Raw genomic sequence first — 20,821 nt, 5'->3', positions numbered from 1 at the left:
GCGCTCGGCAACGGCGCATCGATCGGGCGACCGTCCGGTGTCGAACATGGTGGGCCTCCTCGCCCCGCGCGTAGGGCCCTAAGCCACCCGGCAACCGAGGTCACCCGATCTCCGGCGCCCCGGCGGCGTCGTGCTCGTCGACCTCGACGGGGAGACCCGAGTCGTAAACGAAGACCAGGCGTGCGGGCACCTCGCCGGACAGCACGCTCGCCACCGCCTCGTTGACGTGGCGGATGTCCCGGCGCGCCGCGACAACGCGCGTCCGGCCGACCGCGTGCAGTGCGAACACCTCGGCGAGGTCCTGGCGGGTGCCGACGATGGATCCGATAATCGAGATCCCTTTGAGGACGGTGTCGAACACGGGAACGGTCAGGGTGCCGTCCGCGGGCAGCGAGACGAGCACGAGCCGGCCCCCGCGATTCAGTGAGCGGAACGCCTGGTCGAAGACCGTGTCGGCGACCGCGAGCACGATCGCGACATCGGCGCCGCCGAGGTGGTGGATGACAGTCGCCGGATCGACGTCGCGCGCGTCGATCGCGTGATCGGCCCCGAGTTCGACCGCGAGGTCGAGTTTGTCCTGGTCGATGTCGACGGCGACCACCTGCGCGCCCACGAGCCGGGCGTACTGCACGGCCAAGTGGCCGAGACCGCCGATGCCGAAGATCGCGACACGCTCCCCCGGCACGACCTTCGCGGCCTTCACCGCAGCGTAGGTCGTCACACCGGCGCAGGTCAGCGGCGCGGCGTCGATCGGGGACACATCATCCGGCACGGGAACGGCGAACCGGGCGTCGGCGAGCGCGTATTCGGCGTATCCGCCGTCGACCCCGTAGCCGGTGTTGTACTGCTCTTCGCACAAGTTCTCGCGTCCGTCGACACAATAGCGGCACTCACCGCAGGCGTGTCCGAGCCAGGGCATCGCCACCCTCTGCCCGAGGGTGCGGGAGGTCACGCCCGCGCCGAGCCGCTCCACGATCCCTACTCCCTCGTGTCCCGGCACGAACGGGAGGGCCGGCTTGACCGGCCAGTCCCCGTTGATGGCGTGGATATCGGTGTGGCACAGGCCGCACGCCTCCAACCGGACGAGCACTTGTCCCGGTCCCGGCGACGGGATCGGGCGTTCCTCGACGGAGAGGGGCTGACCGAACTGGGTGACGACGGCTGCGCGCATGGCGGTTCCTTTCGGGCCTTGGAGCGTGCGGTTCACGGTGTCCGTGATCGACGGCGATACCGTATGTCGGGAGAGGGGTCGGAACGGAGGGTCGAAGGTCCCTCCGGTCGCAACGTCTCCCCGTGACATCGCGGGGGACCTTCAGCCCTACGCCGCCTCGGGGTCTGGCGATTGACTGGTGGGGTCATGAGGAGGAGCCATGTTCACCGATCGACGCCAAGCCGGACACACAATCGCGGATCGCCTCCACGACCTGAAGGGCAGCGATGCGGTCGTGCTGGGCCTCCCGCGCGGGGGTGTCCCCGTGGCCGCCGTCGTCGCCGAGGAGCTCGACCTCCCCCTCGACGTCATCGTCGTGCGCAAGCTCGGCATCCCCGGGCAGCCGGAAGTGGCGATGGGCGCCATCGGCGAAGGCGGCGCCGAGGTGCTCAACCCGTCGATCGTGGCCCGAGGCTGGATCTCCGAGGAGGAGGTCGCGGAGGTCGAGGCGAGGGAGCGTGACGTACTAGCCCGGCGACTGGCGCTTCTGCGCGAGGGCCGCGACCCCATCGACCTGCGCGGCCGGACGGCGATCATCGTCGATGACGGGATCGCGACCGGAGCGACGGCGAAGGTCGCATGCGTCGTCGCCCGCCGGCTCGGCGCGAGCGAGGTCGTCGTCGCAGCGCCGGTGATCGCACCCGCCGCGCTCGACGAACTGGAAGACGCCGACCGCGTCGCCTGTATTCTGCTGCCACCGAGATTCCAGGCGGTCGGTCAGTACTACCGGGACTTCGGCCAGACCGACGACGCCGAGGTCGTGAGGCTGCTGCACGAGGCCTCCCTGCGTCCGCGCCGTCCGCGTACACCCGAGCCCGACCCGTCGGATCAGACGGCCGTGTCCGAACTTCAGACGATGGCGACGCCGCTGGAGTCGGACGCCGACCTGGAACCCCTGGCCGGGCGCGCCCACCGGGCACGTTTCATCTGCATCGGCGAGGCGTCGCACGGCACGCACGAGTTCTACTCCTGGCGCGCCGCCCTCACCCGACTACTGATCGCACGCGGTGACATCCGCTGGATCGGAGTCGAGGGCGACTGGCCCGACTGCTTCCGCATCGACCAGTGGGTGCGCGGTCGCACCCAGCAATGGGCGAACGCCCGCCAACTCCTCTCGGGCTTCGAGCGCTGGCCGCGCTGGATGTGGGCGAACACAGACGTCGCCGACTTCCTGGAGTGGCTGCACAGCTGGAACCTCACTCAGGAGAAAAGCCGTCGCGTCGGGTTCTACGGATTGGACGTGTACTCGCTGTGGGAGTCGCTGGAAGTCGTGATCGACTGGCTCGCGGCGAACGCCCCTGATGACGTCCCGACTGCACTGCGGGCCTGGCGCTGCTTCGAACCGTACGGGGAGGACCCGCAGGATTACGCGTGGGCGACCCGGCTGGTGCCGGCGAGTTGCGAGCCCGATGTCATCGCGCTCCTGACGAGCGTGCGCGAGCGTGCCGGGCACGCCGAATCCGGCTTCGACGATGACGAGTCCCGGCTCGACGTCCTCCAGAACGCGCTGACCGCGGCGGACGCCGAGCACTACTACCGCGTCATGCTCCAGGGCGACCGTGAGTCGTGGAACATCCGGGACATCCATATGGCCGACACCGCGGACCGGCTCGCCGAGCGGGCAGGACCCGACGGCCGAGGCATCATCTGGGCGCACAACACCCACGTCGGCGACGCGCGGGGCACCACGATGGGCAATGAGGGAATGGTCAACATCGGAGAGCTCCTGCGTGAGCGCCACGGCCTGGATCAGACGTGTCTGATCGGCTTCGCGTCACGCGGAGGAACGGTGCTCGCCGGACGGTCCTGGGGGGCCACGGAAACGGTCCACCCTCTGCCGACGGCCAAGGCGGGCAGCCACGAAGACCTGCTCGGACGCACGCTCCCGGACGCGGCCGTGCTCCAGTTCTCGACAGCCGAGGGGACGGAATGGCTGACCCGTCAGCGCGGGCACCGGGCCGTCGGCGTGGTCTACGACCCGCGACGCGAGGCCGGAAACTATGTGCCGACCGTGATGGGGCGCCGCTACGACGCCCTTCTGTGGATTCCGCAGACGACCGCGCTCACCCCGCTGGCGCACGAGCCGCGCCCGGAGTCGCCCGAACTGGAGACCGAACCCTCCGGGTTCTGACCCAGGTGGCGTACTCAGTGCGCCGTGGTCATCGAGTCCTCCGCTGCCGCGACATGCGCGACCGTCCGCAAGAAGCTGTCCGGGTTCAGCGAGATCGAGTCGATTCCGTGCGCGACGAGGAACTCGGCGAAGTCGGGGTGATCACTCGGTCCCTGCCCGCAGATCCCGATCGTGATGCCCGCTTCGTGAGCTTTCCGGATGGCCTCGGCGATCATCCACTCCACCGCGGGGTCGCGCTCGTCGAACAGCGCGGCGAGTCGCGCGGAGTCGCGATCCACCCCGAGAACCAGCTGGGTGAGGTCGTTGGAGCCGATCGAGAAGCCGTCGAAACGGGTCGCGAACTCACCCGCGCGGATCACGTTCGAGGGGATCTCGCACATCATGTATACCCGGAGGCCGTTCTCCCCGCGGACGAGCCCGTTCTTCGCCATCTCCTCAAGCACCCGGTCCGCCTCGCCCGGGGTGCGGCAGAACGGGATCATCACGATGATGTTCGCGAACCCGATCCGCTCGCGGGCCCGCGACAGCGCTCTGCACTCCAGAGCGAACGCATCGCGATACGCGGGATCGTAATAGCGCGACGCCCCCCGGAATCCCAGCATGGGGTTCTCCTCAGGGCTCTCGAAGGCTTCACCCCCGATGAGGTGGGCATACTCGTTCGCCTTGAAATCGCTCAGCCGTACGATCACGTCATGCGGATAGTAGGGGGCGGCCAGCTTGGCGAGTCCCCGCGCCAGCGTCTCTACGAAGAACTCCTGAGGGTCGTCGAAGCCTGAGGTCAGCGCGCGGATGCGCCGTCGGGCGTGCTCGTCGGTCACCCGCTCGGGATGGACGAGCGCCATCGGGTGCACGCTGATCAGATTGTTCACGATGAACTCCATGCGTGCCAGGCCGACCCCGGCGGCCGGCAGCCGCCACCACCGGAATGCCGCCTCGGGGCTCGCGACGTTGACCATCACCTTCGTGTGCGTGGACGGAATCCGCCGCAGATCGATTTCGGAACTCTCGTGGCGCAGAATCCCGTCATAGACGTGACCGATATCCCCCTCGGCGCAGGACAGGGTGACCTGCTGCCCGTCGGCGAGGGCCTCGGTCGCGCTCCCCGTCCCTACCACTGCGGGGATGCCCAGCTCCCGGCTCACGATGGCCGCGTGGCTCGTCGCTCCTCCGTGGTCGGTGATGATCCCGGAGGCGCGGGTCATGATGGAGACCCAGTCCGGATCGGTCATCTCGGCCACCAACACCGCGCCGTCCTGGAAGTCCGCGATCTGGGCAGGATCGCGGATGACGCAGGCCGTGCCGGACGCGATCGAGTCGCCGATCGCCGCTCCGGAGAGCAGCAGTTCGCCCTTCTCGGTGAGGTGGTGCTCGGTGAAGGTCGTGCCGCTCTTGACGGCCTGGACCGTCTCAGGTCGGGCCTGGACCAGGAAGAGCGCGCCGGCCGCACCGTCGCGCGCCCACTCCATGTCCATCGGCCGGCCGTAGTGCTTCTCGACGAGCGTCGCCCACCGCGCCAGTTCGAGGATCTCGTCGTCGTCCAGTACGAAAGCGTGGCGTCGGCGTGCCGGAGTGTCCACGATCCGGGTCCGCTCCGTCCCGCCCTGGCTGTAGACCATCGTGCGGGCTTTCGCCCCGACGGTCCGCTCGATGATCGGAGCAGCATCCGGCTGGTCGAGCAGCGGTTTGAAGACGAGGTAGCGATCCGGGTCGACGGCGCCCTGCACCACCAATTCGCCGAGCCCCCACGCCGCGCTGATGACGACCACCTGGGGGAAGCCGGTGTCGGTGTCGATGGAGAACATGACTCCGGACCCGCCCAGATCGGAGCGGACCATGCGTTGCACGCCGATCGACAGTGCGACATCGAGATGGCCGAAGCCCTTGACCTCCCGGTAGCTGATCGCGCGATCGGTGAAGAGCGAGGCGTAACAGCGCCTGCAGGCCGTCAGCAGTTCGCGCTCCCCGACGACGTTGAGGAAGGTCTCCTGCGCGCCGGCGAAGCTCGCCTCGGGCAGGTCCTCCGCTGTGGCGCTGCTGCGGACCGCCACGGCGAGCGCCGTCGCGCCGGCACGCTCCGCGAGCTCCCGATAGCCCGCGACGATCAACGCGGCGATGTCGGGCGGGAACTCCCCCGCCAGGAACAGCTCCCGGAGCGCCTCCCCCGTCTCCCGCAGTGTCGCCGACCTATCGCGGTATCGACGGAGCCTGTCGCGCATCGCTTCCTCGATGCCGTTCTCCTCGACGAACGCACGGTACGCGGCCGCGGTGGTGGCGAACCCGTCGGGAACGCGGATGCCCTCGGCGGCGAGGCCCCGGATCATCTCGCCGAGTGAGGCGTTCTTGCCTCCGACGCGCGGGACGTCGCGCATCCCGACATCCTCGAACCGCACCACGTACTCGTCCATCGGTTCGCCCCTCTCGACGTCTCCGGCCCATCACGCGGACCGGCGTCAACGCTACGGTGGCGGCGGCCCGGCCCTACAGGGACTTTCGGCCCGCATCCGCCGGCAGACCCGCCGCCAGCCGCTCGACATCGGCGCGGCGGCAGAGTTCAGAAGCCCGAACCGCCACCGTCGCGGTGCCTGCCGCCACAGCGGTGCGGAACGCCTCTTCGATCGGACGGCCCTGAGCGACCCGGACCACGAAGCCGGCGACGAAGCTGTCACCCGCACCCACTGTGCTGACCGGCTCGACTGCAGGAGCAGTCAGCCGAAAGGAGGCCTCGCCCGAGGCGAGCAGCGCGCCTTCCGCGCCGAGGGTGAGTGCGACATACTCCGCCGCGCCCGCATCGACCAGCGATCGCGCGGCGTCGGACCGGCTCTGCTCGTCGGCGAGAGTCGCGCCGACCTGGGCTTCCAGCTCCCGAAGGCTCGGCGCGGCGAGAAAGACCCCTTCGGCGAGCGCGTCGGCCAGGGCGGCTCCTGTCGAGTCGACGACGCACCGGGCGCCGCCGTCCCGCGCCGTCCGGACCACTCGCGCGTAGAAGTCGTCGGGCACGCCCGGGGGAAGACTGCCGCTAGCGACGACAATGCCCCCCGGCGCGACCGACTGCTCGACATAGTCGAGGCAGGAGCGCCATTCGTCCTCACTCAGCTCCGGCCCTTCCAGCACGAACCGGAACTGCGCGCCCTGCGCGGCGTCGTCGACGGTGAAGCTCTCCCGCGTGCTCCCACGGATCGGCACGACCATGCTCGGCACCCGCTCGGCCTCGACCAGGCGGCGATAGGCCTCGCCGATCGGACCGCCCGCCGTGTAGACCGCCAGGGTCCGGCCGCCGAGACGGCGGACCACACGCGACACGTTGACTCCCCCGCCACCGGGCGCGAGACGGCTGCTGGCGCACCGGAGCTTGTGCTCGGCGACGACATGCGGGGTCGACGTACTGATGTCCAGGGCCGGGTTCACGGTCAGGGTGAGGATCGAGGCGACCCGCTTATCGGCTGCAGAGTTCACGGGAGCAGGTTAGGCAGGTCGCCGGGCCTTTCCACGGGTCCTTAGACCCTGCCCGTCCGAGCGACCGGGCGCTTGGCTGACTGCATGACAGTCCTCAGCGGCTCCGCGCGCAGGCCGATCATCCGCAAAGACCTCATGGCCGCTTCGGTGACCCCGAATCTCCTCGACTACGAAGCCACCTGCGCCACGTTCACGTGGGAGGCGGCGCGCGACGCCCTCTCCGGCCTCCCGGGTGGCGGGCTCAACATCGCCTACGAAGCGGTCGACCGGCATGCGACGGGTCCCCAGCGGGCGAAGGAAGCGCTCCGCTTCGTCCGCGCGGACGGGACCGTGGACAGCGTGACGTACGCGCAGCTCGCCGAGCGCTCCGACCGGTTCGCGAGCGTGCTGCGCGGGCTGGGGGTCGGCCGGGGCGACCGCGTCTTCTCGCTGCTGGGGCGCAGGCCCGAGCTCTATGTCGCCGTGATCGGCACCCTCAAGAACGCCAGCGTGTTCTGCCCGCTGTTCTCTGCCTTCGGGCCGGAGCCGGTGCGCCAGCGGATGCAGTCGGGCGGCGCGCGTGTGCTGGTGACCACCCGGGCCTTCTATACCAGGAAGGTCGCGCCCATCCGCGCCGAGCTCCCTGCGCTGGAGTACGTGCTGCTGGTCGATGCGGCTGACGGCGAGCCCGCACCGGAGGGGACTCTCGATCTCGCTGTGCTGCTCCGCGACGCACCGGCCGCGTCCCCGATCGTCCGCACCGACGAGGACGACATGGCGCTCCTGCACTTCACGAGCGGGACGACCGGGCTGCCGAAGGGCGCCGTGCACGTGCACGAGGCCGTCGTCGCGCACGCCGCGACCGGGCGCTTCGCCCTCGACCTTCATCCCGACGATGTCTACTGGTGCACCGCCGACCCAGGGTGGGTGACGGGGATGTCCTATGGGGTGATCGCACCACTGGTCCACGGTGTGACGTCGATCGTCGATGAGGACGAACTCGACGCCGACCGGTGGTACGGCATCCTCGAGCGCGAGAGGGTGTCCGTCTGGTATACGGCGCCCACTGCGCTGCGGATGCTGATGAAGGCCGGCACCGACCGCGCCTCCCGTCACGACCTGTCCGCGCTGCGTTTCATCGCGAGTGTCGGCGAACCCCTCAACCCCGAGGTCGTGGTCTGGGGAGTCGAGGCGTTCGGCATGCCGATCCACGACAACTGGTGGCAGACCGAGACGGGCGGCATCATGATCGCCAATTTCGCCGCCACCGACGTGAGGCCCGGCTCGATGGGCCGCCCGCTGCCGGGCGTGACCGCGGCGATCGTGCGCCGGGACGAACACGGGTCCGCGATGAGCGAGAACGGCCACGCCGTGCTAGTGACGGAACCGGACACAGTGGGCGAGCTCGCACTCCTTCGCGGCTGGCCGTCGATGTTCCGGGGCTACCTCGGCCAGCCGGAGCGCTACGAACGCTGCTTCATCGGCGGCTGGTACCTCACCGGCGACCTCGCAACGCGGGATGCGGACGGCTACTACTGGTTCGTCGGACGGGGCGACGACGTGATCAAGTCCTCCGGCCACCTCATCGGCCCGTTCGAGGTCGAGAGCGCCCTCATGGAGCATCCGGCGGTCGCCGAGGCCGGGGTGATCGGCGTCCCGGACCCGGTCGCCGGGGAAGTCGTGAAGGCGTTCGTCGAGCTGCGCCCGGGATGGACGCCATCCGACCCGCTGCGGCTCGAACTGATCGGCTTCGCCCGCAAGCGGCTCGGTCCAGCGGTGGCTCCGCGCGAGTTGGACTTCATCGACGCCCTTCCCCGGACACGCAGCGGCAAGATCCTCCGCCGTCTGTTGAAAGCCCGCGAGCTGGGGCTTCCGGAGGGCGACACGTCGACGGTTGAGGTGCCACGATGAACCCGCCGCGCACGAGCCGCGCGCCGAGTGCGGCCACCGATGCGCCGCCGACACCTGACGGCCCCGCGATCGGCGCCCGGCTCCTGAAGGACATGCTCCGCGTGCGCCGGCTGGAGGAGAAGTGCGTCGAGCTCTACAGCGCAGCGAAGATCCGCGGATTCATGCACGTCTACATCGGCGAGGAGGCGGTCGCGGCCGGAGTGCTGGCGGCCCTCGAACCGGACGACGCGGTCGTGGCGACCTATCGCGAGCATGGGCACGCCCTCCTGAAAGGAGTCACCGCTCGGGCGATCCTGGCCGAGATGTACGGGTGCGTGGAGGGCTGCTGTCTCGGCCGAGGGGGCTCGATGCATCTGTTCGACAAGGGGACCCGCTTCTACGGCGGCAATGCGATCGTCGCGGGCGGACTCCCCCTGGCCGTCGGCCTTGCCCTCGCGGACAAGCTGGCAGGGCGCGAGCATGTCACGGTCTGCTTCTTCGGCGAAGGCGCTGTGGCGGAGGGCGAGTTCCACGAGGCGCTCAACCTGGCCGCCCTCTGGCAGCTTCCGGTGCTGTTCTGCTGCGAGAACAACCTGTACGCGATGGGCACCGCCCTGGACCGCTCGGAATCGCAGACCGACATCGCACTGAAGGCCGCGGCCTACGAAGTGTCCGCCTGGGCCGTCGACGGCATGGATGCGCTCGCCGTCGGGGAGGCGGCCCGACGTGCCGTCGACGCCGTTCGCTCGGGCGGCGGCCCGCACTTCCTCGAGCTGCGCACCTACCGCTTCCGGGCCCACTCGATGTACGACCCCGAGCTCTACCGCGACAAAGCCGAGGTGACCGCCTGGATGCAGCACGACCCGATCGACGCCCTGCGCGGCCGGCTGATCGGTTCGGGGACTCTCTCCGACGATGACTGGGCACGTCTGCAGGCCGAGGTGGACGCCGAGATCGACGACGCGGTCGCCTTCGCCGAAGCCGGCACGCCGGAGCCGGTCGCCGATCTCACCCGCTTCGTGTACAGCGAGGCGCCGCGATGAAGACGACCTATCGGGATGCGATGCGCGCGGCCATCCGCGAGTCGATGCAGCGCGATGACCGCGTCTTCCTCATGGGCGAGGACGTCGGCCGGTACGGCGGGTGCTTCGCCGTGAGCCTGGGCCTCCTCGACGAGTTCGGTCCCGAGCGCATCCGAGACACACCGCTGTCGGAGTCGGGTTTCGTCGGCGCAGGGATCGGAGCGGCACTCGGGGGCCTCCGGCCGATCGTCGAGATCATGACGGTGAACTTCAGCCTGCTCGCCCTCGATCAGCTCGTGAACAACGCGGCCAGCCTCCTGCACATGTCCGGGGGTCAGTTCAACGTGCCGATCGTGTTCCGGATGACCACCGGCGCGGGGCGGCAGCTCGCGGCGCAGCACTCCCACAGTCTCGAAGGCTGGTATGCGCACATCCCCGGCCTCCGCATCCTCACTCCGGCGACGCTGGAGGACGCTCGCGGGATGCTGTGGACCGCGCTGCAGGACCCCGATCCGGTGCTGATCTTCGAGCACGGATCGCTGTACCCGCACAGCGGCGAACTGGCGGACGACGCCGGCGCCGTCGACATCAGCAGTGCCGTGACGCGACGGACCGGCTCCGACGTCTCCCTCATCACCTATGGGGGCACCCTGCCGATGACTCTCGACGCCGCGGACCGCCTGGCCGAAGCCGGCGTCGAGGCGGACGTGGTCGACCTCCGAACGCTGCGCCCCCTCGACGACGATACGATCCTCGCCAGCGTGACGAAGACGCATCGCGCGGTCGTCGTCGACGAGGGATGGCGCAGCGGGAGCATCTCGGCGGAGGTGAGCGCCCGCATCACGGAGAACGCCTTCTACGATCTCGACGCGCCCGTCGCGCGCGTCTGCAGCGCCGAAGTCCCCACGCCATACGCTCACGATCTCGAACAGGCGGCCCTGCCCTCGGTCGAGCGCGTCGTGGCCGCGGCCCGCCAGGTGGTGGGGTGTGGGTGACTTCCTGATGCCGGCCCTCGGAGCCGACATGGAGCAGGGCACCCTGGTCGAGTGGCTGGTGAAGCCCGGAGACCCCGTGCACCGCGGCCAGCTCGTCGCCGCGGTGGACACCGACAAGTCGGTCATCGACGTCGAGACCTTCGAGGACGGCGTGGTCGCCGAGCTCCTCGCCCAGGTCGGGGATGTGCTCCCGGTCGGGGCGCCACTCGCACGGATCACACCGACACCGGCGTCGTCGGGCGTCGCTGTCGCACCCGTTCGGCCGGCTCCGGCCGCGGCCAGCGCGATGGCGTCGGCGCCCCCCGCCCCCTCCCGTCCGGCGAGCCCGCCGGTGCGGCGGCTTGCCAAACGTCTCGGCGTCGACACCGGGACGCTCCACGGCACCGGGCACGGCGGCGCTATCACCCACGCGGATGTCGAGCACGCCGCGGAGCCTGCACCCTCCCCGTTCGCTCCGGCGCAACACGGGCGGTCGTCGCCGCGCGCCCGCAGGCTCGCCGCCGAACGGGGGATCGACCTGTCGGCGATCACCGGGTCGGGCCCGGGAGGCGCGATCGTCGAACGGGATCTCGGCGGCTCCCCGGCAGCGTCTGCGGAGCAGGCACCGGCCCCCTCGCCGCCGCGCGCGACGCCGAAGCCGCCTGCGACGCGGACCGCAGGTCTCCGCCGCGCGATCGGGACGCTGATGGCGCGCTCCAAGAAGACCATCCCGCACTACTACCTCAGCGCCACGATCGACCTCACGCGGGCCCTCTCCTGGATGGGGTCGGTCAATGCCGACCGGGAGGTCTCCTCCCGGATGGTCCCCGCGGCCCTGCTGCTGAAAGCGACCGCGCTCGCCGTGCGCGACGTGCCCGAGATGAACGGATACTTCCTGGAGGGCGAGTTCCGGCCCGGCACCGGGGTCCACCTCGGCATGGTCGTCGCGCTCCGCGGCGGTGGAATCGTCGCCCCCGCGATCCTGGACGCCGACACGCTCGCACTCGACGATCTGATGTCCCGGCTCCGCGACCTGGTCGCTCGCGCACGAGCCGGACGATTGACGCGTGCGGAGATGGCCGAGGCCACCATCACCGTGACGAATCTGGGCGAACTGGGCGTGGACAGCGTCTTCGGCGTGATCTACCCGCCGCAGGTGGCACTGGTCGGCTTCGGACGGGTGACCGAACAGCCCTGGGCCCACGACGGGATGGTCGGCGTGCGCCAGGCGGTCGTCGCGACGCTGTCCGCCGACCACCGGGTCAGCGACGGCATGCGCGGCGCCCGTTTCCTCGGCCGCATCGACGAACTGCTGCAGAATCCGGAGGGGCTATGAACACCGACGACGCCCGCACGGCAGTCGAGGCGGCCTTCGCGGAGGTCGCACCCGACATCCTGCCCGACGAGCTGACCGCGAGCGCGCGGCTTCGCCAGGACCTGGAGATCGACTCCCTCGACTTCCTCCGCCTCGTCGAGCTCATCGCCGAGAGCACCGGAGTGGACACGCCGGAGGAGGATTACCGTCGCCTCGACACGGTCGGCGGTTTCATCGACTACGTCGCCTCCCACGGCCGATGACCACTGCACCGCCGGAGCCGCGCCGAGGCCGGGCGTGGGTTCTCTGGCTGATCTCAGCGCTCGTGCTGATCGGTCTCGGACTGGTGATCTTCCTCCCGAGCGTGACGGGGACCGCTACGACGACCTTGACCTACTCGGCGTTCGTCGCCGACGTCCAGAAGCACAAGGTGTCGACGGCCACCATCGACGCCGACGGGACTGTCACCGGCGACCTGACCTCCGGCGCGCCCTACACCACCGTCGTCCCCCTGCCGCTGGCCGGGCAGCCGGTGCTCGCCTCACTGCGTTCGGCCGATGTCGCCGTCACGTTCGTGCCGGCAAGTCAGGGCTCGTTCTGGTCGAGCCTGGGCACCTGGCTGCTGATCCTCGGCCCGATCGTTCTGGTGTGGTGGTTCATGGCGCGGATGGCGCGCCGCGCCGGCGCCTCCGGGGGGATCTTCGGCGTGACCAAATCGTCCGCGAAGCTTTTCGAGCCGTCGGCCAGGACCACTACGTTCGCCGATGTCGCCGGATACGACGGCGTCAAGGCGGAGGTCTCCGAGATCGTGGACTTCCTGCGCAATCCGGAGCGCTATCGCCGGCTGGGCGCCGCGGCCCCGCGCGGGGTGCTGCTCGTCGGGCCACCCGGAACCGGCAAGACCCTCCTCGCGCGGGCGGTCGCCGGCGAGGCGGAGGTGAACTTCTTCTCCGTCGACGGGTCGAGCTTCGTGGAGATGTTCGTCGGCGTCGGAGCCTCCCGCGTGCGGGACCTGTTCCAGACGGTTCGCGCCAGCGCACCCGCCATCCTGTTCATCGACGAGATCGACGCGATCGGCCAACGGCGATCCAGCGCAACTTCGTACGCCTCCAACGACGAACGCGAGCAGACCCTCAATCAGCTGCTCGCCGAGATGGATGGCTTCGAGACCTCCTCCGGCGTCGTCGTGCTGGCCGCGACCAACCGCCCTGACGTGCTCGACACCGCCCTGCTGCGGCCGGGACGGTTCGACCGGCACATCACGGTCCCGCTCCCGAACGCGGCCGAGCGGACGGCGATCCTGGCGGTGCACTGCCGCGACAAGCCCCTCGATCCGGCCCTCGACCTGGAGGCGATCGCGCGGGGCACTCCCGGCTTCTCGGGAGCCGACCTGGCCAACCTCGCGAACGAGGCGGCGATCGAAGCGGTCCGCGCCGGGCGCGAACGCATCATCGCGTCCGACTTCGGGTCCGCCCGCGACCGCCTGATCCTCGGCCGGCGGGAGAGCTCGAGCGTCCTGCTCGTAGAGGAGAAACGCCAGGTGGCCGTGCACGAGTGCGGTCATGCCGTGGTCGCCGCGCTGAGCGAGCACGCCGACCCGGTCGACAAGGTCACCATCCTGCCCGCCGGGGACACCCTCGGAGCGACCGAGCAGCTCCCGCTGGCCGAGCATCACCTCCAGGGCGAAAGCGCTCTCCTGGACCGACTCACCGTCGCGTTGGGCGGACGGGCGGCCGAGCTGATCGTCTACGGGGAGGGATCGACGGGCGCCGCCTCCGACCTCGCGGCCGCCACAGCACTGGCGACCCGCATCGTGCGCGACTTCGGCCTGTCTCCCGCGCTCGGACCGGTCGGCTACCCGACCGGCGAGGACGCCGGCGAGAGCGGCACGACCCTCAACCGTCCGTACTCGGAGGAGACCCAGCGCGCCGTCGACACCGAGGTCGCCCGGCTCGTGCGCCAGGCGGAGGCCAGGGCCACCGACCTCCTCTCGCACCACCGCACGGCCCTCGACGCTCTGATCGCCCGGTTGTTCGACGCCGAGACGCTCGACGGCGCCGTCGTGTACGGCGAGCTCGGCCGACCGGTTCCCGAGCGGATCCCGGAACTGGGCACCCAGGTCAGTCCCGTGGCGTCCCCGCACGGGCACGGCGCCGAGCACCCCAGCGCACCAGCTCGTCGGCGCCCCACACGATGACCGGGCACGGCACCAGGAGCATGAGCACCCACCACGGCAGGGGTGCCGTTCCGAAGACCGCCTGCAGCGGCGGGAGGTAGCAGAGGCCCGCGGCGAACAGCAGTTCCGCTGCGATGGCCGCGAGCAGCAGTCGGTTGCTGAGCACACCGAGCGCGCGCAGCGAGGTGCGCTCCGTGCGCGCCGCGAAAGCGGTGCCGACCTGGCAGGCCACGATCGCCGCGAACGTGGCGGTCGTCGCCTGGAGGTAGACGCTGTGCAGCGCATCGCCCGGGCCCACGGCAGCCCCTGGGCGCCAACCCCCGGAGACGAGCACCGCGAAGAAGATCGCGAGGGCGAGCGCGGCCGAGATGCTACCCATGAGAGCCCACGCGCGGAACAGAAGATGCCGCGTGATGAGCTGCTCGGAACGCGGGCGCGGTCGCCGCGCCATCAGGTCCGGTTCTGCGCGCTCGCGCCCGAGGGCGAGAGCAGGGAGGATCTCGGTGCCGAGGTCGATGGCGAGGATCTGCAGCACGGTCAGCGGCAACGGGATCAGACCTCCCGACAACGCGAACAGAGCGAAGGGGACGACCTCCGGTATTGCGTGGACGAAGATGTAGAGCACGAACTTGCGCAGGTTCTCATAGGCGCGTCTGCCCTCCCGGACCGCGGTGACGATGGTCGCGAAGTTGTCGTCGGTGAGGATCATCGTGGCGGCCTCGCGCGCGACATCGGTTCCCGAGCGGCCCATCGCGACGCCGATATCAGCACGGTGCAACGCGGGAGCGTCGTTCACGCCGTCTCCGGTCATGGCGACGATGTGACCCTCGTGCTGAAGCGCCTCGGCGATCCGGAGCTTGCCCTCCGGCGTACTCCGTGAGAAGACGATCTCGCCGGGCTGGGCGAGCAGCCGGTCCAGTTCCGGCTCGGAGAGCACATCGGCGTCCGGGCCCGCGACCACTCGATCAGCCCCGATCCCGACCTCCCGCGCGATCTCGCTTGCGGTCCGCCCGTTGTCCCCCGTCACGACATGGATCGTGATCCCCGCGCTGTGGCACGCCTCCACCGACGCCGCCACCTCGGGCCGCGGCGGATCGAGCAGGGCGACGAGCCCGAGCAGGCACAGTTCCGACTCGGCGGCCTCGGCATCGGACGGGACCTCGGAGGCGTTCCGGGCGGCGAGCGCGAGCACCCGGAGCCCGTGACGGGCGAAGTGATCGACGGCCTCGGCCGCCGCCGCGCGTCCCGCCTCCGTCAGCGGTTCGGCGCCGAGCGCGCCGTTGATCGAGTCGCACAGCGGGATGAGACCCTCCGGAGCGCCTTTGACAGCGACGACCAGCGCTCCGGCCCGGCGGCTCACTACGCTCATCCGCTTGCGCTCGGGGTCGAACGGGAAGGTGGCGACACGGGGCGCCGCGTCGACCCCGGCGTCCGAAGCGGCCTCGCGTAGGGCCGCCTCCATCGGATCGGACGTGCGCTCGAGCTGGTTGCAGTCCGCCATCACCTCGGCGAGCGGAGTCAACGCTCCACCGCGCTCGGCAGGGTCGTGGTCGCCGTCCGCCGTCCACAGCCGGTTCACCCGCATGGAGTTCTGCGTCAGCGTGCCGGTCTTGTCCGTACAGATCACCGTCGTCGATCCGAGGGTCTCGACGGCGGACAGCTGCTTGACCAGCGCTCCCTTGCGGGCGAGCACGCGGACGCCGACCGCCAGCGCGAGCGTGATCGTCGGGAGCAGCCCCTCGGGCACGTTCGCGACGAGCAGCCCGATCGCGAACACCGCAGCCTCCGGCAGACTCAGCCCCGCGACGAGCCCGAGCGGGAGGAACAGCGCCCCGACGCCCACAGCGACCGCTGCGATGAGCCACGTGGAGCGGCGGACCTGCCGTTCCAGCGGGCTGGAGGTGGGCTTCCCGTGTCGCGACAGGGCGGCGATCCTCCCGAGCTCGGTGTCCGCTCCGGTGGCGAACACCACCGCCCGCGCATCGCCCGATGTGCACTCGGCTCCGGAGAAGACCGCGTCGGGCGCGTCGACGAGCCGCTCCGCAGTGTCCACCGCGCCCGCCGATCGGACGACAGGGACGGACTCGCCGGTCAGCGCGGACAGATCGAGCTCCACCCTCCCCTCGATCACGCGCGCGTCCGCGGACACGCGGTCGCCTTCCGAGATCAGCAGCACGTCGCCGGTCACCAGGTCGGTCGCCGCGATCGTCGCGATCGCGCCGTCGCGCAGCGCCCTGGCCTGCAGCGGAAGATAGCGCGCCAGTGCCTCGACCGCCTTCTCGGCCTGGCGCTCCTGGAGGAACGCCACGGCCGCGTTGATCACGATGACTGCCAGGATGGCCCAGGACAGCGGCGGAGTTCCGCTCACGTACGCCAGGACGGCTGCCACCCACAACAGCAGCGCGAGCGGATGCGTGAACTGCCGCAGCACCTGCCGCGGCCACGCGGCGCGACGCGCCCTCGGCAGCGCGTTCGGCCCGTGGACGGCGAGCCGTCGCGCAGCCTCCCTGCTTCCGAGTCCGTCTGCGCTCGTCCGGAGGTCCCGGAGCAGCAGCGCGACAGGCTCGCGCGTCGGCCTCGCGTCAGACGGCCCGGATTGCCCCGTCGGGCCGGCATGCTCGCTTCGCTCCGCCTGCTCGTCCAGCCCAGCTCGCTCGTGCAGCACCGACCCTCCTCCCGCACCCGCCCTGCCCATCCAGCCAGGCGCCCCGACCCGGGCACAGGGGCTTAAGGCCTCTTCCTCGCGTCCGACCCAGACGTGTCCGCCTCGCTCCAGAAGAGCCCCCACCGCGGCCGCACGTGGCCAGGCCGAGCACAGCGATGTTGGCCGCACATCTCACCCCCGCGAAATGTGCGGCCAGCCTGCCGCCGGGAATGCAGTGAGCCGGCCTGCTTCAGGCGCAGGTTCAGCCTGCTCGTCCAGCGACACCTATGAGGCGGATTCCGCCTGCTGGGGCGGGTCGGCCAGATACGCGCTTCGCGCCTTGTTGAATCGGTTGGGGTCGGTTTCGGGTAGTGCGTCCAGCGCGGCCCAGAGCGCGGCCGCGCGGGCCGCTTTGCGTTCCGGGGCCTCTGCGCCGAGGGAATCGATTCTCTCGTCCATGCGTGGGTTGCTCTCTGAGACGATTGGTCGTCTCCGGGGGTGAAGGGTCGAGGCGGTGTCCCCGCGAGGGCACCGCCTCGGTCACTGCAACCTGTACCTGCGATCCATGTGACTTGGTGTTCGCAGCGTGACGGGATCGGAGTTCGACCTCTGATCTCGCTTCGGTTGCCCGGGAGCTACCCGTAACAGCAACGTTACGGACCATCGGGTAGGAGCAGTAGGTAGAAGGTCCCGCCGAAACAGCCCACTGTCATTTCCGAGCATTCCTCCCTACCTTGCGCTGTGGATGGAGGAGAACTCTTCGAAGGACCTTCGCCTCTCCGCGCGGGTGTCGTGCCGCGTTATCGTCCCTCCGTCGAAGGAGAGCGGATGGACGCGATGCTCCAGCAGCCCGTCGCCGCTGCTGTCCTCGAAATGGACGGCGTGCTCACCGACACCCGCGATCTCCACCTGCGCGCGTGGACCGCGCTGTTCGACGCCGAGCTCGGCGCAATCGCGCCGGACGCACGACCGTTCACCCCGTCCGACTACGAGCGGTACGTGGACGGCCGCAGCCGGCAGGACGGCGTTCGAACGCTGCTGGCCGCCCGCGGTGTGGCGGAGCACCTCCTGACGCCGGAGCTCGTCGCGCGTCTGGCCGAGCGCAAGCAGAAGCTGTTCGAGGAGGAGCTGAACGCGCACCGTCCGTCGCTCCTCCCCGGTGCGCTCGAGTTGGTCACCGCCCTCCGGACTGCGGGCGTGCGCGTGGCGGTCGCGACCGCGAGCAAGAACGCCCGGAACATCCTCGCCGCCACGGGCCTCCTGCCGGTGCTCGACGCGATCGTCGACGGCACCGATGCCGAGCGCCTCGTGCTGCCGTCGAAACCGGACCCTGCGCTGTTCCGGGAGGCCTGCCAACGGCTCGGCGCCGCCCCGCCGCGGGCGGTCCTGGTCGAAGACTCCGAAGCCGGTGTGACGGCCGGCGCTGACGGCGGGTTCGCTCTCGTCGTCGGGATCGGCGCCGAGCCCGGACGCGCAGCCGCCCTGCGACGCGCCGGCGCCGACGTGGTCCTCCCGGGCGTCGACGCGCTGGGGACGACGCCTGACGGTGTACTCCTGCGCACGGGCGCGCCAGACGAGTGGGTGCTCCGGTTCGACGGCTACGACCCCGGAGCCGAGACCACACGCGAGAGCCTGTGCACACTCGCCAACGGGTACTGGGGCACGCGCGGGTCGGCGGAGGAGGCGACGAATGGTCGTCACCACCATCCCGGCACCTACCTGGCCACGGTCTTCGACGCGGTGGACGAGGGCAGCACGCCCGCGGAGGAGATCGTCAACGCCCCGAACTGGCTGCCGTTGACCATCCGGCCCGAGTCCGGCGACTGGCTCCATGAGGATAGCGCCGACCTTATCGAGTTCCACCAGGACCTCGACCTCCGCCAGGGACTCTTTCGTCGCGCGGTCACGTATCGAGACGCCGCCGGCCGCGAGACGACGATCCGCTTCCGCAGGCTCGTCTCGCACTCGGACCCGCGGGTCGGGGCACTACAGGCTACGATCGTCGCCCGGAACTGGTCCGGACGGCTGATCATCCGCAGCGGCATCGACACGGCGGTCCGGAACACCTCGACCGATACCGCTGCCGTCGGCGGCGGGGGCCGCGTGCACCTTCACATCCGAGAACGCACCCCACTGTCCGCCGAGAGCCTGCAGGTCGACGTCGAGACCCGCACGTCGGGAGTCCGGATCGCCCTGGCCCAGCGCACGCGTGTCTATCGCGGCGACGAAAAGGCGCCCTGCGCGGCGGAGTACGCGGTTCGTCGCGGGCTTGCGTTCCACGAATTCGACGTCGACGTCGCCGAGGGCGAGCCGATCGTCGTGGAGAAGGTCGTGGGCGTCAGCACGTCACGGGACCGGGCGACCGCGTCCCCGGCGACCGCGGCTGCTGCCACGGTCGCGCGTTCGCCACGATTCGCAGTACTACTCGCCGACCACGCGCGCGAATGGGAGCGCCTCTGGTCCGCATTCGCCGTCCGGATCGTTCCCGCCGGCGCTCACAGCCTGGCAGTGAACGTCAACACTTTCCACGTGCTGCAGACCCTCACACGTGCCGACGAGGACCTCGACGCCGGAGTACCCGCCCGCGGACTGCACGGCGAAGCGTACGGCGGCCACATCTTCTGGGACGAAGTGTTCGTCTACCCGCTGCTCACCCTGCGCCGGCCGGCCCTGAGCCGGTCCCTACTCCGCTATCGCCACCGCCGGCTCCCCCAGGCCGAACGCGCGGCGACTGCCGCGGGGCTAGACGGCGCACTGTTCCCCTGGCAGAGCGCCACCACAGGTGAGGATGTCACCCCCGACCGCCTGCTGAACCCGCTCACCGGCCGTTGGATCCCCGATCACTCTCACCTGCAGCGACACGTCGGCCTCGCCATCGCCTACAGTGCGTGGCAGTTCTACCAGACCACCGGCGACGCTGACTACCTCGCCGAGGAGGGTGCAGATCTCATCGTCGGCGTCGCCCGGCTCTTCGCTTCGCTCGCCGAGTGGGACACCGGGCGCGCCAGGTACTCGATCCACGGCGTGATGGGTCCGGACGAGTTCCACGACGGGCCACCGGGCCACCCGGGGGACGGACTGACGGACAACGTCTACACGAACGTCATGGCCGCCTGGGTGCTCCTGCGCGCGGTCGACACGGTGGAGCTGCTGGCGGCGCGGGCCGACCCCGAGGCCGGCGAGGCACTCGCCGTCGCGCCGGAGGAACTCCAGCGCTGGGCGCACATCGCAGCACATCTGCGCATCGTCTTCAACGCCGACGGCACACTGTCGCAGTTCGATGGCTACGACCGGCTCGCTCCCATCGACCTCGAGCGCTATCGCGATCGATACCCGACCTCCGGCCGACTCGACCTGGTGCTCGACGCCGAAGGTGACTCAGCGGACCGGTACCAAGTCTCGAAGCAGCCGGACTCGCTCATGCTTCTCTACCTGCTCTCGGCGGAGGAACTGCGCGAACTCCTGGAGCCGATGGGGTACTCGCTCGACGCAGACACGATCGTGCACACCGTCGAGCGCTACTCCCGCTCCTCCACGTATGGCTCGACGCTCTCGAACGTGGTGCACTCCTGGCTGGAAGCCCGCCGCGATCGCGGCCGGTCGTGGCAGTTCCTTGAGCGTGCGCTCCAGAGCGATCTCACCGACATCCAAGGAGGAACGACGAGGAACGGCATCCACCTAGCGGCGATGGCCGGCTCGGTCGATCTGCTCATCCGCTGCTACACCGGCTTGGAGACGCGCGCGGACGCGTTGTGGTTCCACCCGCTCCTGCCCGCCGAACTCGACTCGCTGCAGTTCACCGTCGCTTACCGCTCCCACCGATTGACTGTGTCGATCACCTCGCGGTCCCTGGTCCTCGAGTCCGCGGCCGGCGACGCGCGACCGATCCGCGTCATGGTCGAAGGGCAGTCGGTGCTCCTGAACACCGGAGAAACACTCGATTTCGCGCTGGTCGATGCCGGCGACCGGGGACAGGATGCGGGCCGCGGTGTTCCCCTCGAGCACCGCGGCCACGCCTGACCGGGCC

13 protein-coding genes are annotated in these 20,821 nt (G+C 70.2%); 8 read left to right on the top strand and 5 right to left on the bottom strand.

Features of this window, described 5'->3' with window-relative positions:
• Positions 1 to 100: 100 nt before the first annotated feature.
• Complete coding sequence (locus AC3A3H_RS09015; protein ID WP_487614223.1) at positions 101 to 1,171, bottom strand: alcohol dehydrogenase catalytic domain-containing protein; 1,071 nt, start codon at positions 1,169 to 1,171, stop codon at positions 101 to 103.
• A 199-nt stretch (positions 1,172 to 1,370) separates the two neighbouring features.
• Between AC3A3H_RS09015 and AC3A3H_RS09010 the strand changes: the two genes are divergently transcribed.
• Positions 1,371 to 3,341, top strand: coding sequence for an erythromycin esterase family protein (locus AC3A3H_RS09010; protein ID WP_487614222.1), 1,971 nt, complete (start codon positions 1,371 to 1,373; stop codon positions 3,339 to 3,341).
• A gap of 14 nt (positions 3,342 to 3,355) precedes the next feature.
• Here the strand turns inward: AC3A3H_RS09010 and ppsA are convergent, their stop codons facing one another.
• Entirely contained in the window at positions 3,356 to 5,746 is a 2,391-nt protein-coding gene (gene ppsA / locus AC3A3H_RS09005) for a phosphoenolpyruvate synthase (protein WP_487614221.1), read from the bottom strand.
• A gap of 73 nt (positions 5,747 to 5,819) precedes the next feature.
• The gene (locus AC3A3H_RS09000) at positions 5,820 to 6,794 is read right to left on the bottom strand and encodes a 1-phosphofructokinase family hexose kinase (protein WP_487614220.1); all 975 of its coding nucleotides are present in this window, start codon (positions 6,792 to 6,794) and stop codon (positions 5,820 to 5,822) included.
• Positions 6,795 to 6,878: 84 nt separating this feature from the next.
• Between AC3A3H_RS09000 and acsA the strand changes: the two genes are divergently transcribed.
• Genes acsA through ftsH form a run of 6 tightly spaced genes read left to right on the top strand, consistent with a single transcriptional unit; the run spans position 6,879 to position 14,171 of the window.
• Complete coding sequence (acsA, locus tag AC3A3H_RS08995) at positions 6,879 to 8,684, top strand: acetate--CoA ligase (protein WP_487614219.1); 1,806 nt, start codon at positions 6,879 to 6,881, stop codon at positions 8,682 to 8,684.
• Positions 8,681 to 9,706, top strand: coding sequence for a pyruvate dehydrogenase (acetyl-transferring) E1 component subunit alpha (gene pdhA / locus AC3A3H_RS08990; protein WP_487614218.1), 1,026 nt, complete (start codon positions 8,681 to 8,683; stop codon positions 9,704 to 9,706). Before acsA ends, pdhA begins: the two co-directional genes overlap by 4 nt.
• Positions 9,703 to 10,680: an alpha-ketoacid dehydrogenase subunit beta gene (locus tag AC3A3H_RS08985; protein WP_487614217.1), complete on the top strand. Its 978-nt coding sequence runs from the start codon at positions 9,703 to 9,705 to the stop codon at positions 10,678 to 10,680. The genes pdhA and AC3A3H_RS08985 overlap by 4 nt, the downstream gene beginning before the upstream one ends.
• Complete coding sequence (locus AC3A3H_RS08980; protein WP_487614216.1) at positions 10,673 to 11,995, top strand: dihydrolipoamide acetyltransferase family protein; 1,323 nt, start codon at positions 10,673 to 10,675, stop codon at positions 11,993 to 11,995. The genes AC3A3H_RS08985 and AC3A3H_RS08980 overlap by 8 nt, the downstream gene beginning before the upstream one ends.
• Entirely contained in the window at positions 11,992 to 12,237 is a 246-nt protein-coding gene (locus AC3A3H_RS08975) for an acyl carrier protein (RefSeq protein WP_487614215.1), read from the top strand. The genes AC3A3H_RS08980 and AC3A3H_RS08975 overlap by 4 nt, the downstream gene beginning before the upstream one ends.
• Entirely contained in the window at positions 12,234 to 14,171 is a 1,938-nt protein-coding gene (ftsH, locus tag AC3A3H_RS08970) for an ATP-dependent zinc metalloprotease FtsH (RefSeq protein WP_487614214.1), read from the top strand. Before AC3A3H_RS08975 ends, ftsH begins: the two co-directional genes overlap by 4 nt.
• On the opposite strand, the gene AC3A3H_RS08965 is transcribed toward ftsH, so the two are convergent.
• Together AC3A3H_RS08965 and AC3A3H_RS08960 are read right to left on the bottom strand one after the other, a co-directional pair.
• Positions 14,095 to 16,815, bottom strand: a complete 2,721-nt coding sequence (locus AC3A3H_RS08965; RefSeq protein WP_487614213.1) for a cation-translocating P-type ATPase — start codon at positions 16,813 to 16,815, stop codon at positions 14,095 to 14,097. The two genes, ftsH and AC3A3H_RS08965, sit on opposite strands and share 77 nt — an antisense overlap.
• A gap of 264 nt (positions 16,816 to 17,079) precedes the next feature.
• Positions 17,080 to 17,253 carry a hypothetical protein gene (locus tag AC3A3H_RS08960; protein WP_487614212.1) on the bottom strand — a complete coding sequence of 58 codons (174 nt, stop codon included), beginning with the start codon at positions 17,251 to 17,253 and terminating at the stop codon, positions 17,080 to 17,082.
• A gap of 369 nt (positions 17,254 to 17,622) precedes the next feature.
• Here AC3A3H_RS08960 and AC3A3H_RS08955 point away from each other — a divergent pair, with 369 nt between their 5' ends.
• Positions 17,623 to 20,814 (top strand): HAD-IA family hydrolase, encoded by a 3,192-nt coding sequence (locus AC3A3H_RS08955; protein WP_487614211.1) that lies wholly within the window; start codon positions 17,623 to 17,625, stop codon positions 20,812 to 20,814.
• The last annotated feature ends 7 nt before the right edge of the window (positions 20,815 to 20,821 follow it).

It is taken from the genome of Leifsonia sp. Soil_N53, assembly GCF_057655165.1.
The sequence above is the reverse complement of the archived record's forward strand: the minus strand, read 5'-3'. Positions and strand labels throughout refer to the sequence as shown.

What these genes read in the sequence shown, in the direction of transcription:
- AC3A3H_RS09015 (WP_487614223.1), bottom strand. Translation starts at nt 1,171, where the DNA reads ATGCGCGCAGCCGTCGTCACCCAGTTCGGTCAGCCCCTCTCCGTCGAG.
- AC3A3H_RS09010 (WP_487614222.1), top strand. Translation starts at nt 1,371, where the DNA reads ATGTTCACCGATCGACGCCAAGCCGGACACACAATCGCGGATCGCCTC.
- ppsA (WP_487614221.1), bottom strand. Translation starts at nt 5,746, where the DNA reads ATGGACGAGTACGTGGTGCGGTTCGAGGATGTCGGGATGCGCGACGTC.
- acsA (WP_487614219.1), top strand. Translation starts at nt 6,879, where the DNA reads ATGACAGTCCTCAGCGGCTCCGCGCGCAGGCCGATCATCCGCAAAGAC.
- pdhA (WP_487614218.1), top strand. Translation starts at nt 8,681, where the DNA reads ATGAACCCGCCGCGCACGAGCCGCGCGCCGAGTGCGGCCACCGATGCG.
- AC3A3H_RS08985 (WP_487614217.1), top strand. Translation starts at nt 9,703, where the DNA reads ATGAAGACGACCTATCGGGATGCGATGCGCGCGGCCATCCGCGAGTCG.
- AC3A3H_RS08975 (WP_487614215.1), top strand. Translation starts at nt 11,992, where the DNA reads ATGAACACCGACGACGCCCGCACGGCAGTCGAGGCGGCCTTCGCGGAG.
- ftsH (WP_487614214.1), top strand. Translation starts at nt 12,234, where the DNA reads ATGACCACTGCACCGCCGGAGCCGCGCCGAGGCCGGGCGTGGGTTCTC.
- AC3A3H_RS08960 (WP_487614212.1), bottom strand. Translation starts at nt 17,253, where the DNA reads ATGGACGAGAGAATCGATTCCCTCGGCGCAGAGGCCCCGGAACGCAAA.
- AC3A3H_RS08955 (WP_487614211.1), top strand. Translation starts at nt 17,623, where the DNA reads ATGGACGCGATGCTCCAGCAGCCCGTCGCCGCTGCTGTCCTCGAAATG.